The sequence below is a fragment of the Bacillus sp. FSL R9-9410 genome, from assembly GCF_038050385.1.
Classification (GTDB): domain Bacteria; phylum Bacillota; class Bacilli; order Bacillales; family Bacillaceae_G; genus Bacillus_A; species Bacillus_A cereus_U.
The window spans coordinates 537,654-555,000 of record NZ_JBBOTV010000002.1; the positions used below are offsets into that span (position 1 = coordinate 537,654).

The following is a 17,347-nucleotide window of genomic DNA, read 5'->3' on the forward strand; positions in this document are numbered from 1 at the left end:
GATGGTTTGCTTTTTAATTTCCCTTTGATAATAATTCTAAAATTCGATTTAAGTCTTCTTTATTAAAAAATTCGATTTCGATTTTACCTTTTTCTTTTTTCGTTTCTTTGATCTTTACATCCGTACCAAACTTTTCTCTTAAAAATGTTTCCCGCTCTACAAAAAATATATTTCTTTCTTTTTTCACTTGTTGTGTTTCACGTGAAACACGTTGATTAATTTCCTGGACAATTTGTTCCAATTGGCGAACATTCAGTCCTTCTTTTTCAATTCGCTTCAATAAAGATTTCAACTGTTCTTCATCTTTTATTGTAAGTAAAGTTCTTCCATGAGCCATTGAAAGCTGACCGCTTGCAATCATATCTTGAACGAATGAAGGGAGGCTTAACAATCGAGTATAATTTGCGATATAAGGCCTACTTTTACCAAGACGTTTTGCTAATTGTTCTTGTGTTACATTTAGCTCGTTCATTAACATCTGATATGCCATTGCCTCTTCCATAGGATTTAAATCTTCTCGTTGTAAGTTTTCAAGCAAAGCAAATTCCATCATTTGCTGCTCATTTAATTGCCTTACGACAGCAGGCACTTTCTCAAGTCCGGCCTCTTTAGCAGCACGATATCTTCTTTCACCTGCAACTATTTCATATCCTTTAATACTCTTTCGAGCAATTAACGGTTGCAATATACCGTGCTCTTTAATAGAAGCCGCTAATTCCTGAATCGCTTCTTTATTGAAATGTTTACGTGGTTGATATGGATTCGGCCTTAATTCAGTTACTATAATCTCCTGAATCGTTTCTTCTTCTTTCACATCTAAATCTGGAAAAAACACATTGATTCCTCTTCCTAATCCCTTAGCCACCTGCAATCACTTCCTCTGCTAAATCTAAATATACTTCTGCTCCTCTTGATTTAGCGTCATACTGCATAATTGGTTTTCCATGACTTGGTGCCTCACTTAAGCGAACATTACGAGGAATAATCGAACGATATACTTTATCCCTAAAGTATTTTTTCACTTCATCTATAACTTGAATTCCTAAATTTGTACGAGCATCCAACATCGTTAACAATACACCTTGAATTGCTAAATTTTTATTTAAATGCTTTTGCACAAGTCGAACTGTATTTAATAGCTGACTTAACCCTTCCAGCGCGTAATATTCACACTGTACAGGAATAATAACAGAATCTGCTGCTGTTAATGCATTAATCGTTAATAATCCTAAGGATGGGGGACAGTCAATAATAATATACTCATATTCATCACGAATTGGCTGTAATGCTCTTTGCAAGCGTACTTCCCGGGAAATGGTTGGTACCAATTCAATTTCAGCACCAGCCAATTGAATTGTAGCGGGTAGAACATCTAAGTTTTCAGTTGCGGTTTTCCGTATAACGCCTTGAACATCTGCATCTTCCACAAGAACATTATAAATACATTGATCTAATTCAGACTTTTCAATTCCTACACCAGTCGTTGCATTTCCTTGGGCATCAATATCTACGAGAAGGACTTTTTTTCCTACTTGTGCCAATCCAGCCCCTAAATTAACGGATGTTGTTGTTTTTCCAACACCGCCTTTTTGATTAGCGATAGCAATGATTTTTCCCACGATGTCACCTACTTTCAACCTTTCTTATTCTAGAAACAATTACTTTTATTGTAACATGAAATAAAAGTTTTTCTTTTACGTCCTTATTAAACTTCAAAATTTATTTCTAAACTCCTTCTTGCTTTAACAAGAAAATATAGTAAAAGAGACCTCTCCAATAGGATAAGGTCTCTAGCACGTAATTATTTTTTCTTCGGAATTTTAATCGTAATTTGATAGTATTCATCAAACTCTTCTTCCGCAGAATTAACATTCAAACCACTGTTAGCAACCATTTGTAATGATTGTCTAATTGTGTTCATAGCAATTCTTGCATCTCGACTTACTGCTTTTTGCTTCGCTTTGCGCTTTGGTTTTACTTCTTCTAGTAACTTTGCAATTCGTTCTTCTGTTTGCTTTACATTCAATTGCTTCTCCACAATCTCTTGTAAAACCTTCAGTTGTAATTCCTCATTTTTCAAAGGAATAAGGGCGCGAGCATGCCGTTCTGTAATACTTTTTTCTAATAATGCACTTTTGATTTCTTTAGGCAATTTTAATAATCGCAATTTATTTGCGACTGTCGATTGTCCTTTTCCAAGTCGTTGTGCCAATGCTTCTTGTGTTAAATTATGTAACTCAATCAGCTTTTGATATGCCACAGCTTCCTCAATTGCTGTTAATTCCTCACGCTGCAAATTTTCAATTAACGCTACAGAAGCTGTCTCAGTATCATTTAAATTCTTTATTATTGCAGGAACTTTTTCCCACCCTAACTTTGTTGCTGCGCGGAAACGCCTTTCCCCGGCAATAATCTCGTACTTATCATCCTCATACTGTCTCACAACAATCGGCTGGATAAGCCCATGTGTACGAATCGTTAATGCTAGCTCCTCAATACGTGCATCGTCAAAAACTGTTCGTGGTTGATAACGGTTAGGGGTAATGTTTACTATCGGAATTTCCTGTATTTCTTCATATACCTTTTTAGCTATTTCTTCATGGCTTTCGTCTTGTAATTCGAATTCGCTCTCTTTATCTCCAAAGCCAAATAAACGAGAAAACGTATTTTTCATACATATTCCACCACCTTTTAGGCCTATTGACTGTTCTACATAAAATGTTTCCTATGAAACATTTACGTTTTCATTTATATAATTTAATCTTACGTCTAATAAGATTTATTTTTCAATAGGTAATTTATTGGGCGTTCCCGGTTTGCGTGGATATTTCTTTGGTGTCTTGCGCTTTTTCTCGATTAATAAAATATTACGCTCACTTTCTTCAAATGGTAATTGGAACGTAGACATTTCTTTCAATTCTCCGCCAAGTACCTCTAAAGCATATTTGCCATTTTCGATTTCTTCGTTCGCCGCTGCACCTTTCATTGCAATGAATGTTCCCCCTACTTTTACAAGTGGTAAACATAGCTCACTTAATACAGAAAGACGTGCAACTGCACGTGCCATTACAATATCGTATGCTTCACGTACACCTTCTTTTTTTCCAAATGTTTCAGCACGATCATGACAAAATGCAACATCACTTAATTCTAACTTTTGCGCTAAGTGATTTAAGAAATTAATACGTTTTTGTAATGAATCTACAATTGTTACTTTTAAGTGCGGGAAACAGATTTTTAAAGGGATACTTGGGAATCCAGCTCCTGCTCCAACATCACAAATAGAAAATGGTTTCGAAAAATCATAATAAAAAGCCGCTGTAACAGAATCAAAAAAGTGTTTTAAGTATACTTCCTCTTTCTCCGTAATAGCCGTTAAGTTCATTTTTTCATTCCACTCTACTAACGTTTCAAAGTAGATTTCGAACTGCTCTAACTGTCTAGAAGAGAGGATAATACCCTTCTCTTCTAGCATAGATTGAAATTGTTCTATGTTCATCTAGCAATATCTCCTTACTATGTTATTGGTTCGATACTCGTGCAATTTTTCCTTGTTCAATGTAAATAAGTAAAATAGAAACATCAGCTGGATTTACACCAGAAATACGTGAAGCTTGCCCCATCGAAAGTGGACGAACATCTTTCAATTTCTGTCTCGCTTCTGTAGCAAGGCTAGAAATCGCATCATAATCAATATCCACAGGGATTTTTTTGTTTTCCATTTTCTTCATACGTTCTACTTGCTGTAAAGATTTCTCGATATATCCTTCATACTTAATCTGAATTTCAACTTGTTCTGTAATTTCATCATTTAATTCTAATTCACTTGGTACTAAAAGATGAATATGCTCATATGTCATCTCTGGACGACGTAATAAGTCACTTGCACGTATTCCATCTTTCAATTCGCTTCCACCAATACTACGAATTAATTCTTGAACTTCAGGACGCGGTTTAATAAAAATACTCTCTAACCGTTCCTTTTCCTGTTCAATTTGTAGTTTTTTATTTGTAAATCTCTCATAACGATCTTCTTTAATTAAACCAATTTCACGCCCAACCTCAGTTAGACGAAGATCTGCATTATCATGGCGTAATAATAAACGATATTCTGCACGAGACGTTAATAAACGGTATGGTTCATTTGTGCCTTTTGTTACAAGATCATCAATTAAGACGCCAATATATGCATCAGCGCGACCTAAAATAACTTCTTTTTTACCTAAAGAACGACACGCTGCATTAATTCCAGCCATAAGCCCTTGTCCTGCCGCTTCTTCGTAACCAGAAGTTCCATTAATTTGTCCTGCTGTATATAAATTTTTAATTTTTTTCGTTTCAAGTGTTGGCCATAGTTGAGTTGGTACAATTGCATCATATTCAATTGCATAACCCGTACGCATCATTTCAACATTTTCCAGGCCAGGAATTGTTCTAAGCATTGCACGCTGTACATCTTCTGGTAAACTCGTCGATAAGCCTTGTACATATACTTCTTGCGTATTACGTCCTTCTGGCTCTAAGAAAATTTGATGACGTGGTTTATCATTAAATCTTACTACCTTGTCTTCAATTGAAGGGCAATATCTAGGCCCTGTTCCTTTAATCATACCAGAATACATAGCTGAGCGATGTAAGTTTTCATCTATTAAACGATGTGTTTCTGTACTTGTATACGTTAACCAACATGGAATTTGATCCATAATGAATTTTGTCGTTTCAAAAGAGAAAGCACGTGGCTTATCATCACCTGGTTGAATTTCTGTTTTACTATAATCAATCGTATTACTGTTTACACGCGGAGGTGTACCTGTTTTAAATCTAACAAGATCAAAACCAAGTTCCTCTAAGTGTTCAGATAACGTAATAGATGGTTGCTGATTATTTGGACCACTTGAATATTTTAAATCTCCCATAATAATCTCACCACGTAAAAATGTTCCCGTTGTAATTACAACTGTTTTCGCTGTGTATTCGGCACCAGCTTGCGTAATTACCCCTTTACATACACCATCTTCAACAATTAAACGCTCTACCAGACCTTGAAACAACGTTAAGTTTGGTGTTTCTTCAATTGTTTTCTTTAACTCATGCTGGTAAGAGAATTTATCAGCTTGTGCACGAAGCGCGCGTACAGCTGGTCCTTTACCCGTATTTAACATACGCATTTGAATATGTGTTTTATCAATATTGCGTCCCATTTCTCCGCCTAATGCATCAATTTCACGAACAACAATCCCTTTTGCTGGTCCACCAACAGAAGGGTTACATGGCATGAACGCTACCATATCTAAGTTAATTGTTAACATTAATGTTTTTGAGCCCATTCGTGCTGCCGCAAGACCAGCTTCACATCCTGCATGACCTGCACCGATTACTATGACATCATATGAACCGGCATTGTATCCCATTGTTTATTCCTCCTAATAATCTCTATCTTACTAAATCATCTCTGATTAAAGTTTCACTTTATTTTCCTAAACAAAATTGAGAGAACAATTGGTCAATTAAGCTTTCATGGACAGTATCACCAGTAATTTCACCAAGTATTTCCCACGTTCTTGTTAAATCAATTTGAACCATATCAATCGGAACACCATTTTCTATCGCTTCAATTGCATCATTAATTGTTTTTCCTGCTTGTGTTAATAATCCGATATGTCTTGCATTAGACACGTATGTCATATCCGCAGAATCAATTGTTCCTTCAAAGAATAAATCAGCTATTGCCTTTTCAAGCTCATCTATTCCTTGCTCCTCAATTAACGATGTTGTAATAACACGATTGCCTACCGCTAAATCTGTAACACGTTCCATATCAATTTCTTGCGTTAAATCTGTCTTATTTACAATGACAATGAAATCTTTTCCTTGTACGGCACGGAATAGATCCTCATCTTCATTTGTTAAAGCCTCGCTATAGTTCACTACAATTAACACTAAGTCTGCTTGGCTCATCATTTCCTTCGAACGCTCTACACCAATTCGTTCAACAACATCTTCCGTTTCACGAATTCCGGCTGTATCTATAAGTTTAAGTGGTACACCACGCACATTAACGTACTCTTCAATAACATCACGAGTTGTTCCTGCAATATCAGTTACAATTGCCTTTTTCTCCTGAACAAGACTATTTAATAGCGATGATTTCCCAACGTTAGGTCTACCGATAATCGCGGTAGAAATGCCTTCACGTAAAATCTTTCCTTGCTTCGATGTTTCTAATACCTTTTTAATTTCAGCACGGACATGTGTAGCTTTCTCAATTAACATATTATGCGTCATCTCTTCTACATCATCATATTCTGGGTAATCTATATTCACCTCAATATGAGCTAATGTTTCTAATATTTCTTGACGCAGATGGCCGATTAATTTAGATAATCGTCCTTCCATTTGGTTAATCGCTACATTCATAGCACGATCTGTTTTCGCACGGATTAAGTCCATAACAGCTTCTGCTTGTGACAAATCAATACGTCCATTTAAAAAAGCACGTTTTGTAAATTCACCAGGCTCTGCCAGTCGTACTCCTTGTGCTAAAATAAGCTGTAATACTTTATTTACCGAAACAAGTCCACCATGACAGTTAATTTCTACTATATTTTCACGCGTAAAAGTTCTTGGTGCACGCATAATGGATACCATAACTTCTTCAATAACTTGATTTGTATCTAAATCGACAATATGACCATAATGAATTGTATGAGAAGAAACCTGTGTTAAATCCTTCCCTTTAAAAATACGATCGACTTTCTCAATCGCATCATCCCCACTTACTCGAACAATGGCAATTGCACCTTCCCCAAGTGCTGTGGAAATTGCGGCAATTGTATCAAATTCCATGTCCTTTCACCTCACTTGCTTATTTATCTCTATTTCAACATGAATTTTTTCCGTCACTAAATTATTAGGATACCATAACGAACCTATCTACAAAAGAATAATAACTCATTTTATTATGTCCTTATGTAAAAAACACTAAACTTATTCACAGTGGATAAATTTAGTGTTTTTTAGTTATCCACATTTATTTTCTCCTCAAAAAAACCGGCACTCAATTGAGTAACCGGTCACTTGGAAGATATTACAACATACCGATGTGGTTCTTTCCCTTCAGAAGTTGTAATGATATTTTGATGATTAGATAATGCTTGGTGAATAATTTTTCGTTCAAAAGAAGGCATTGGTTCTAGAACAACTCTTTTTTTCGTACTAACTACTTGTTTTGCCAATCGATAAGAAAGAGATTCTAACGTATTTTTTCTTTTGCTACGATAGTTTTCAGCATCCAGTGTAATACCAATATATTGCTTTGTATTACGATTCGCAACAAGTTTTGTTAAATGCTGTAAGGAATTCAATGTATTACCTCTTTTACCAATTAAAACACCAATGTTTTCACCATAAATTGTAAATTCAACTTCGCGTCCTTTTACAATTTTTCTAATCTCAACTTCCACACCCATATTTTGAACAACATTTTTTAAATATTCTTCACATTCTTGGATTGGATCTTTTTTCAATACAACTTCTACTACAGCGAGGCGATTCCCAAATAAACCCAGGAATCCCCTCTTACCCTCATCGATAATATTTATATCTACTCGATCTTTCGAAACATTTAATTGTCTTAAAGCATCTTGTACTGCCAGCTCGACTGTTTGTCCTTTAGCAGTAATCATACTCACTTGCTTGATCCTCCTGCCTTACTAGCCTTAATTTCAGGCCCTTTGATCATATACATTTGAGCGATACCAAAGATATTACCAACTACCCAGTACAATGATAGTGCTGCTGGGAAGTTAATTGCAAAGACTAAAATCATAATTGGCATAAGCCAAATCATCATTGCCATTTGCGGATTTTGCCCAGCTGTTCCTGCCATTGCAAGCTTTTGCTGAATAAAAGTCGTAATAGCCGCAACGATTGGAAGGATATAGTAAGGATCTGCCTGTCCTAAATCAAACCATAAAAATGTATGTTTACTAATTTCTGCCGTTCTCATAATCGCATGATAAAAAGCGAATAGGATAGGCATCTGAACAAATATTGGTAAACATCCTGCTAATGGATTTACACCATTTTTTTGATACAACTGCATCATTTCTTGTTGTAATTTTTGTTGTGTTGCTTGATCTTTTGAGCTGTACTTTTCTTTTAATTTCACCATTTCTGGTTGTAACGCCTGCATTGCTTTCGTACTCTTCGTTTGTTTAATCATTAATGGTAATAATGCAAAACGAATGATAAGAGTTGTAACAACGATTGCTAAACCATAATTACTACCAAATAAATTTGCAAAATACGTGATCAACTGAGAAAGCGGGTATACGAAATATTCATTCCAAATCCCAGTGCTTTTCGGTGTAATCGGCTGATTTGTTTCGCTACAGCCGGTAGCGATTGCCATTAACATAATAACCATGGCTAATAAACCTAGTTTCTTTTTCAAAGCCTGATCCTCCTTGTTTCGGTATGTATATAGTGTAATTCATTTCCTTACGCTACTTTTTTATTCTTTTCATACCAGAGCGTTTAAAGACATGAATTAAGCTTTTCTTTAACTCTTCATATGTCATCTCTGCACAAGGCTTCCTTGCTATTATAACAAAATCTTTTCCAGAATCTATCTCATCTTTTAATTCTATAATCGATTGGCGAATCATACGCTTAATTCGATTACGAACTACTGCATTTCCTATTTTCTTACTAACAGAAAGACCAATGCGAAAATGCGGCTGTTTTTCTTTATCTAATTTGTATACAACAAACTGGCGATTGGCATTCGATTGTCCTTTTTGGAAAACAGCCTGGAATTCATCATTCTTTTTTATACGATTTTTTTTCTTCATATCATTTGACACTCCTGTATTTCATCAGCGGAAACTCATTATTATTAGAAAAAAAGACCACTGAACGTTCAGTGGTCTACGCAGATAATACTTTTCTTCCTTTACGACGACGAGCTGCTAGCACTCTACGTCCGTTTGCTGTGCTCATACGGCTGCGGAAACCATGTACTTTGCTACGCTTACGTTTATTTGGTTGGTAAGTTCTTTTCATTATATGACACCTCCCTGAGGAATATCTGTTAAAGACAGTCTAATAAATTATAGTAAATCAAATAGGAAAATGTCAATGGTTCTTGAAATTTTCATCAAATATTCATTTTTAACCTATTCACACACTTTTTCACAGTTCCTATATTTCCTTGTGGATAAATATATTTTCCCTTTTTTGTATCCACAAACTCTTTTTTTACTTTTACACAGTATATCGTATTGTGGACAAGTTTATTCCACAAGGTATTGATTTTGTGGATAACTTTCCTAAATTCATTGCTATAGCTGCTTTTTTTTGATATTATAGTTGTGTTTTCACTTTGAATAAGTTTTCCACACCTTTATTTTATCCACAAATTGTGTATAACATGTGGATACTTTAAATCACATGTGGGTAAATAGTTGTCCACACTTGTTTTTTTGTCGAAAACTCTATCTCGGATACTAACGACGTTTTTATATTTTAAAATACGTTTCGTATAAATATGCATTAAAAATATTTACAGGTTGTACAATTGTTGCGCAACCTTATTCTTTTACCATCTTTGTAAAGGAGGGACACCTTTGGAAAATATCTCTGATTTATGGAATAGTGCCTTAAAAGAATTAGAAAAAAAGGTAAGCAAGCCAAGTTATGAAACCTGGTTAAAATCAACAACTGCTCATAACTTGAAAAAAGATGTATTAACTATTACAGCTCCAAATGAATTCGCTCGTGACTGGCTAGAATCTCATTATTCGGAACTAATCTCCGAAACACTTTATGATTTAACAGGGGCAAAACTAGCTATTCGTTTTATCATTCCCCAAAGTCAGGCAGAAGAGGATATAGATCTCCCTTCTGTTAGGCAAAAACACGCACATGATGAGTCTAATCACTTACCACAGAGTATGTTAAACCCAAAATATACATTTGATACATTTGTTATTGGCTCTGGTAATCGTTTTGCACATGCTGCTTCTTTAGCTGTAGCTGAGGCACCAGCTAAAGCCTATAATCCGCTCTTTATTTACGGGGGCGTTGGACTTGGAAAAACACATTTAATGCACGCAATTGGGCATTATGTAATTGAACACAACCCGAATGCAAAAGTTGTATATTTATCCTCTGAAAAATTTACAAATGAATTTATTAACTCAATTCGTGATAATAAAGCTGTCGATTTTCGTAATAAATATCGTAATGTAGATGTCTTATTGATAGATGATATTCAATTTCTTGCTGGAAAAGAACAAACACAGGAAGAGTTTTTCCATACATTTAATGCGTTACATGAAGAAAGTAAACAAATTGTGATTTCAAGCGATAGACCACCAAAAGAAATCCCAACTTTAGAAGATCGCCTTCGTTCTCGCTTTGAATGGGGGTTAATTACGGACATTACGCCACCAGATCTAGAAACTAGAATTGCAATTTTACGTAAAAAAGCAAAAGCAGAAGGTCTTGATATACCAAATGAAGTTATGCTTTATATTGCAAATCAAATCGATTCAAATATTCGTGAACTAGAGGGTGCACTTATTCGAGTTGTAGCTTATTCATCTTTAATTAATAAAGATATGAATGCTGATTTAGCGGCTGAAGCGCTTAAAAATATTATTCCAAACTCTATACCTAGAATTATTTCTATTTCTGATATTCAAAAGGCTGTTGGAGGCGTCTATCAAGTAAAATTAGAAGATTTCAAAGCAAAAAAACGGACAAAATCCGTTGCATTCCCTCGCCAAATTGCGATGTATTTATCACGTGAACTTACGGACTCATCTTTGCCAAAAATAGGTGAAGAATTTGGTGGCCGCGATCATACAACAGTAATCCATGCTCACGAAAAAATTTCGAAGCTATTAAAAACGGATACTCAATTACAAAAACACGTTGAAGAAATTAAGGATATTTTAAAATAGTAGTAGCTGAATAGTGTGAATAACTTAGCTTGTTTTACGCACAGTCTATCCACATGTAGATAGACTGTTTTTACATCTTTAAATAGGGTTATCCACATATCCACAAGCCCTATTACTATTACTACTACTTTTTTATCTTTATTAAATAAATAAAATCTTATACTTACCGGAGGTTTTTCGTTATGCGTTTTACAATACAAAAAGACTATCTTGTAAGAAGTGTACAAGATGTAATGAAGGCAATTTCTTCTCGTACAACAATTCCAATTCTTACAGGGATTAAAGTTGTAGCAACTGAAGAAGGAGTTACTTTAACAGGTAGTGATGCAGACATCTCTATCGAATCATTTATCCCAGTCGAAGATGCTGGAAAAGAAATTGTGGAAATTGAACAATCAGGAAGTATTATTTTACAAGCAAAATATTTTAGTGAGATCGTAAAAAAATTACCTAAAGAAACTGTCGAAATTTCTGTTGAAAATCATTTTATGACAAAAATAAAATCTGGAAAATCAGAGTTCAACTTGAATGGTTTAGATGCTGCTGAATATCCGTTATTACCACAAATCGAAGAACATCATGTATTTAAGCTTCCAACAGATTTACTAAAACACATGATTCGTCAAACAGTATTTGCAGTTTCAAGTTCTGAAACAAGACCGATCTTGACAGGTGTAAACTGGAAGGTATATAACAGCGAGCTAACTTGCATTGCAACAGATAGTCACAGGCTAGCACTTCGTAAAGCAAAAATCGAAGGGTATAATATTGCCGATGAATTTCAAGCGAATGTCGTTATTCCTGGTAAAAGCTTAAATGAATTAAGTAAAATTCTAGATGAGTCTGAAGAAATGGTAGATATCGTTATTACGGAGTATCAAGTATTATTCCGTACAAAACATTTATTATTCTTCTCAAGATTATTAGAAGGAAATTATCCAGATACAACACGTTTAATTCCAGCTGAAAGTAAAACTGATATTTTTGTGAATACAAAAGAATTTTTACAAGCGATTGATCGTGCGTCGCTATTAGCAAGAGATGGTCGTAACAACGTTGTTAAATTATCAACATTAGAACAACAGATGTTAGAGATTTCTTCGAATGCACCAGAAATCGGAAAAGTAGTAGAAGAGGTTCAATGTGAAAATGTAGATGGAGAAGAATTAAAAATATCTTTTAGTGCAAAATATATGATGGACGCATTAAAAGCTTTAGATAGTACAGAAATTAAAGTTAGTTTTACTGGAGCGATGAGACCGTTTTTAATTCGCACAGTAAATGATAATTCTATTATCCAGTTAATTTTACCAGTCCGTACTTACTAAGTAAGGATTAAGGGTTGCTAGTGTAAAGGTACTAGTGACCCTTATTTGATTTGTAGGGTATTACTTTCCTAATGCTAGTTTATTTAGTACAATGAAAGAATGAACACTTTCAGAAAGTGAGCGATTTTATGAAACTTATTAAGATTTCAACAGAATACATTACACTAGGACAATTTTTAAAGTTAGCTGATGTAATTGATACAGGTGGCGCTGTGAAATGGTTCTTACAAGAATATGAAGTATACGTGAATCAAGAACTTGAAAATAGAAGAGGCCGAAAGTTATATGCAAATGATATTGTTGAAATTCCGGGAAGCGGAACTTTCCAAGTTCAGGCATAAAGGGGGATCCCTTTGTTTATTACAGAGATACAATTAAAAAACTATCGCAATTATGAGCATTTAGAGCTTTCCTTTGAGGATAAAGTCAATGTAATTATTGGTGAAAATGCGCAAGGGAAAACGAATCTGATGGAAGCTATTTATGTATTGGCGATGGCGAAATCCCATAGAACTTCGAACGATCGTGAACTCATTCGTTGGGATGAGGATTATGGTAATATAAAAGGTAGATTACAAAGGCGAAATAGCTCATTATCCTTAGAATTAAATATTTCAAAAAAAGGTAAAAAGGCAAAGTTAAATCAGTTAGAACAACAAAAATTGAGCCAGTATATTGGTGAAATGAATGTTGTTATGTTTGCCCCAGAAGATTTAAATCTTGTAAAAGGAAGCCCTCAAGTACGAAGACGCTTTTTGGATATGGAACTTGGACAAATAGCTCCGGTCTATTTGTATGAATTAAGTCAATATCAAAAGGTACTCACGCAACGAAATCATTTACTTAAGAAGATGCAAGGGAATAGTAAAAATGAGGAAACGATGTTGGATGTATTTACACTTCAACTTATTGAGCATGGTGCAAAAATTTTGCGAAAACGTTTTGAGTTTTTGCATTTACTACAAGAATGGGCTGCTCCAATTCACCGCGGGATTAGCAGGGGATTAGAGGAGTTAGAAATTGTTTATAAACCAAGTGTAGATGTATCAGAATCAATGGATTTGTCGAAAATAAAAGAAGTATACTATGAAAGTTTTCAATCTGTGAAACAACGTGAAATTTTTCGTGGTACAACTTTACTAGGTCCTCATCGTGATGATTTACACTTCTTCGTTAATAGTAAAAATGTTCAAGTCTTTGGTTCACAAGGACAACAACGAACAACCGCACTATCCCTAAAATTGGCTGAAATTGAATTGATATACTCAGAGGTTAAGGAATATCCAATCCTTTTACTAGATGATGTGTTATCAGAATTAGATGATTATCGCCAATCGCATCTGCTAAATACAATTCAAGGAAAAGTACAAACCTTTGTGACGACGACGAGTGTCGACGGAATTGAACACGAAACATTGAAAGAAGCGAAAACAATTCATGTAACGAACGGCACGGTAGATTGTGAAATAGACAGGAAATAATTTCTGTTTAAATGGAAAAGTAGGTGATCTTTGTGTCAATGGAACAAAAGCAAATGCAGGAAAATGCATATGATGAAAGTCAGATTCAGGTGTTAGAAGGACTGGAAGCGGTTCGTAAGCGTCCTGGTATGTATATCGGTTCTACAAGTGGAAAAGGTCTTCATCACCTCGTATGGGAAATAGTTGATAACAGTATTGACGAAGCTTTAGCGGGATATTGTGATGAAATTAATGTCAGTATTGAAGAAGATAATAGTATTGTTGTAACAGATGATGGTCGTGGTATCCCAGTTGGTATTCAAGAGAAAATGGGACGTCCCGCTGTAGAAGTTATTATGACGGTACTCCATGCCGGTGGTAAGTTTGGCGGTGGCGGTTATAAAGTCTCCGGTGGTTTGCATGGAGTAGGTGCATCTGTTGTAAATGCTTTATCAATAGAATTAGAGGTATTTGTACATCGAGATGGAAAAATACACTATCAAAAATATGAACGTGGGATCCCGGCTGCGGATTTAAAAGTAATAGGTGAAACTGATCGTACAGGAACGATCACACGCTTTAAGCCAGATGCAGAAATTTTTACAGAGACGACAGAATACGAATTTGATACATTAGCTACTCGTATGCGTGAGTTGGCGTTTTTAAATCGTAATATTAAATTAACAATTGAAGATAAGCGTGAACATAAGCAAAAGAAAGAATTCCATTATGAAGGTGGAATTAAATCATATGTTGAACATTTAAATCGTTCAAAACAACCGATTCATGAAGAACCTGTATATGTTGACGGTTCAAAAGATGGGATTCAGGTTGAGGTTGCTCTTCAATATAACGAAGGCTATACAAATCATATTTATTCATTTACAAATAATATTCATACGTATGAGGGCGGTACACATGAGGTAGGTTTTAAGACTGCTCTAACACGTGTAATTAACGATTATGGTCGTAAAAATAATATTTTAAAAGATGCGGATAGTAATTTAACTGGTGAAGATGTTCGTGAAGGTTTAACGGCAATCGTGTCAATTAAGCATCCAAATCCACAATTTGAAGGACAAACAAAGACGAAACTTGGAAATAGTGAAGCAAGAACGATTACAGAGTCTGTATTCTCAGAGGCGTTTGAAAAGTTCTTACTAGAAAACCCCAATGTTGCACGTAAAATTATAGATAAAGGGACTATGGCAGCACGTGCACGTGTAGCGGCTAAAAAAGCTCGTGAACTAACGCGCCGAAAGAGTGCTTTAGAAGTTTCAAGTTTACCAGGGAAGCTAGCTGATTGTTCTTCTAAAGATCCAGCAATTAGCGAAATTTATATCGTGGAGGGTGACTCTGCGGGCGGATCTGCAAAACAAGGACGCGATCGTCATTTCCAAGCGATTTTACCACTGAAGGGTAAAATTATTAACGTTGAAAAGGCACGTTTAGATAAGATTTTATCAAATGATGAAGTTCGTACAATTATTACAGCAATAGGTACAAATATTGGTGGGGATTTTGCTATTGAAAAAGCTCGCTATCATAAAGTTATTATTATGACAGATGCCGATGTTGATGGTGCACATATTCGTACCCTATTATTAACGTTCTTCTATCGTTATATGCGTCAAATTATTGAGTGTGGTTACATATATATCGCACAGCCACCGTTGTTTAAAGTCCAACAAGGTAAAAAAATTCAATATGCTTATAACAATAAAGAACTTGAAAAAATACTTGCTGAATTACCAGCTCAACCTAAGCCTGGGATTCAGCGTTATAAAGGTCTAGGGGAAATGAATCCAACTCAGCTGTGGGAGACGACAATGGACCCAGAAGTACGTTCGTTACTTCAAGTTTCCCTTAAAGATGCAATTGAAGCGGATGAAACATTTGAAATTTTAATGGGTGATAAAGTAGAGCCGCGTCGTAACTTTATCCAAGAAAATGCAAAATACGTGAAAAACCTTGATATTTAAGTGAGTAATGACAGGAATCTAAGTATTCCTGTCTTCTACATATAAATCAATGTATGTGTAACGGAAATGTAAGAGGAGGTGCTCGTTGATGTCAGACAATCAACAACAAGCACGAATTCGAGAAATTAATATTAGTCATGAAATGCGTACCTCATTTTTAGATTACGCAATGAGTGTTATCGTGTCTCGTGCATTACCAGATGTTCGTGATGGATTAAAGCCGGTTCATCGTAGGGTTTTATATGCGATGAATGATTTAGGAATTACAGCTGATAAAGCATATAAGAAGTCGGCGCGTATTGTCGGCGAAGTAATTGGTAAGTATCACCCGCACGGTGATTCAGCTGTTTATGAAACAATGGTACGTATGGCGCAAGATTTTAGTCAACGTTACATGCTTGTTGATGGACATGGTAATTTCGGTTCTGTTGATGGAGATTCAGCGGCAGCAATGCGTTATACAGAAGCAAGAATGTCTAAGATTTCTATGGAATTAATACGCGATATTACAAAGAATACAATTGATTATCAAGATAATTACGATGGTTCTGAAAGAGAACCAGTTGTATTACCAGCGCGTTTCCCTAACTTATTAGTCAATGGTACGACGGGTATTGCGGTTGGTATGGCAACAAACATTCCACCGCATCAACTTGGAGAAGTAATTGACGGTGTGTTGGCATTAAGTCATAACCCTGATATCACTATCGCGGAATTAATGGAATATATTCCTGGGCCAGACTTCCCAACATCAGGTTTAATCTTAGGGCGAAGTGGAATTCGAAGAGCTTACGAAACAGGTCGCGGTTCTATTATACTTCGTGCTAAAGTTGAAATTGAAGAGAGAGCAAATGGTAAACAAACTATTCTCGTAACAGAACTACCTTATCAAGTTAATAAGGCGCGATTAATTGAAAAGATTGCAGAATTAGTTCGTGATAAGAAAATTGAAGGCATTACAGATTTACGTGATGAATCAGATCGAAATGGTATGCGTATTGTTATGGAAGTACGTCGTGATGCCAATGCCAATGTACTATTAAATAATCTATATAAACATACAGCACTTCAAACGAGTTTCGGTATTAATATGTTGTCTCTAGTAAATGGAGAGCCACAAGTCCTAAATTTAAAACAAAATCTATATTATTATTTAGAGCATCAAAAGGTAGTAATTCGTAGACGTACTGCTTATGAATTAGAGAAAGCAGAAGCGCGTGCTCATATTTTAGAGGGATTACGAATTGCTTTAGATCATCTTGATGAAGTTATTACTTTAATCCGTAGTTCCAAAACAGCTGATATTGCAAAACAAGGTTTAATGGAACGTTTCGGCTTAAGTGAGAAACAAGCGCAAGCGATTTTAGATATGCGTTTGCAACGTTTAACCGGATTAGAACGCGAAAAAATCGAACAAGAATATCAAGACTTAATGAAGATAATTGCGGAGTTAAAAGCAATCTTAGCGGACGAAGAAAAAGTTCTTGAAATTATTCGCGAGGAATTAGCTGAAGTAAAAGATCGTTTTAATGATAAGAGAAGAACAGAAATTACAATTGGCGGTATGGAAGCTATAGAGGATGAAGATTTAATCCCAGAACAAAATA

At 35.4% G+C, this 17,347-nt stretch carries 16 protein-coding genes (1 of these 16 running past the window's edge); 6 read left to right on the plus strand and 10 right to left on the minus strand.

What is annotated here, in order from left to right; genetic code table 11:
• Positions 1–13: 13 nt before the first annotated feature.
• From spo0J to rpmH, 10 genes are all read right to left on the minus strand, one after another.
• Positions 14–865 (minus strand): stage 0 sporulation protein Spo0J, encoded by an 852-nt coding sequence (gene spo0J, locus MKX77_RS26620; protein WP_341308240.1) that lies wholly within the window; start codon positions 863–865, stop codon positions 14–16.
• A complete protein-coding gene (gene soj, locus MKX77_RS26625; RefSeq protein ID WP_002113231.1) occupies positions 858–1,619 on the minus strand; it encodes a sporulation initiation inhibitor protein Soj in 762 nt (253 codons plus the stop codon). The genes spo0J and soj overlap by 8 nt, the downstream gene beginning before the upstream one ends.
• A gap of 182 nt (positions 1,620–1,801) precedes the next feature.
• Positions 1,802–2,674 (minus strand): nucleoid occlusion protein, encoded by an 873-nt coding sequence (gene noc / locus MKX77_RS26630; protein ID WP_002089955.1) that lies wholly within the window; start codon positions 2,672–2,674, stop codon positions 1,802–1,804.
• Positions 2,675–2,779: 105 nt separating this feature from the next.
• On the minus strand, positions 2,780–3,499 hold the full coding sequence (rsmG, locus tag MKX77_RS26635) for a 16S rRNA (guanine(527)-N(7))-methyltransferase RsmG (RefSeq protein WP_215554918.1): 720 nt from the start codon (positions 3,497–3,499) through the stop codon (positions 2,780–2,782).
• A gap of 22 nt (positions 3,500–3,521) precedes the next feature.
• Positions 3,522–5,411, minus strand: a complete 1,890-nt coding sequence (gene mnmG, locus MKX77_RS26640; protein ID WP_002159664.1) for a tRNA uridine-5-carboxymethylaminomethyl(34) synthesis enzyme MnmG — start codon at positions 5,409–5,411, stop codon at positions 3,522–3,524.
• A 58-nt stretch (positions 5,412–5,469) separates the two neighbouring features.
• Positions 5,470–6,846, minus strand: a complete 1,377-nt coding sequence (gene mnmE / locus MKX77_RS26645) for a tRNA uridine-5-carboxymethylaminomethyl(34) synthesis GTPase MnmE (protein WP_341308241.1) — start codon at positions 6,844–6,846, stop codon at positions 5,470–5,472.
• A gap of 227 nt (positions 6,847–7,073) precedes the next feature.
• On the minus strand, positions 7,074–7,691 hold the full coding sequence (gene jag / locus MKX77_RS26650; protein ID WP_341308242.1) for an RNA-binding cell elongation regulator Jag/EloR: 618 nt from the start codon (positions 7,689–7,691) through the stop codon (positions 7,074–7,076).
• Positions 7,688–8,455 carry a YidC family membrane integrase SpoIIIJ gene (gene spoIIIJ / locus MKX77_RS26655; protein WP_215554921.1) on the minus strand — a complete coding sequence of 256 codons (768 nt, stop codon included), beginning with the start codon at positions 8,453–8,455 and terminating at the stop codon, positions 7,688–7,690. Before spoIIIJ ends, jag begins: the two co-directional genes overlap by 4 nt.
• 52 nt (positions 8,456–8,507) lie before the next feature.
• Positions 8,508–8,855: a ribonuclease P protein component gene (gene rnpA, locus MKX77_RS26660; RefSeq protein WP_002089963.1), complete on the minus strand. Its 348-nt coding sequence runs from the start codon at positions 8,853–8,855 to the stop codon at positions 8,508–8,510.
• A gap of 76 nt (positions 8,856–8,931) precedes the next feature.
• Entirely contained in the window at positions 8,932–9,066 is a 135-nt protein-coding gene (gene rpmH, locus MKX77_RS26665) for a 50S ribosomal protein L34 (RefSeq protein ID WP_002068706.1), read from the minus strand.
• A gap of 563 nt (positions 9,067–9,629) precedes the next feature.
• On the opposite strand from rpmH, the gene dnaA reads away from it, so the two are divergent.
• The 6 genes from dnaA to gyrA all read left to right on the plus strand — a co-directional run.
• Entirely contained in the window at positions 9,630–10,970 is a 1,341-nt protein-coding gene (dnaA, locus tag MKX77_RS26670; protein WP_215554922.1) for a chromosomal replication initiator protein DnaA, read from the plus strand.
• A gap of 182 nt (positions 10,971–11,152) precedes the next feature.
• Positions 11,153–12,298 carry a DNA polymerase III subunit beta gene (dnaN, locus tag MKX77_RS26675; protein ID WP_215554923.1) on the plus strand — a complete coding sequence of 382 codons (1,146 nt, stop codon included), beginning with the start codon at positions 11,153–11,155 and terminating at the stop codon, positions 12,296–12,298.
• 128 nt (positions 12,299–12,426) lie between these two features.
• Positions 12,427–12,639, plus strand: coding sequence for a S4 domain-containing protein YaaA (gene yaaA, locus MKX77_RS26680; RefSeq protein WP_002016484.1), 213 nt, complete (start codon positions 12,427–12,429; stop codon positions 12,637–12,639).
• Between the two features lie 12 nt (positions 12,640–12,651).
• Positions 12,652–13,779, plus strand: coding sequence for a DNA replication/repair protein RecF (gene recF / locus MKX77_RS26685; RefSeq protein ID WP_016106803.1), 1,128 nt, complete (start codon positions 12,652–12,654; stop codon positions 13,777–13,779).
• Between the two features lie 38 nt (positions 13,780–13,817).
• Positions 13,818–15,740, plus strand: a complete 1,923-nt coding sequence (gyrB, locus tag MKX77_RS26690; protein ID WP_215554924.1) for a DNA topoisomerase (ATP-hydrolyzing) subunit B — start codon at positions 13,818–13,820, stop codon at positions 15,738–15,740.
• 88 nt (positions 15,741–15,828) lie between these two features.
• Positions 15,829–17,347 carry the 5' portion of a DNA gyrase subunit A gene (gyrA, locus tag MKX77_RS26695; RefSeq protein WP_215554925.1) on the plus strand. It continues 956 nt past the right edge of the window, so the window shows 1,519 of its 2,475 coding nt (coding positions 1–1,519); the start codon lies at positions 15,829–15,831; its stop codon lies off the right edge, out of view.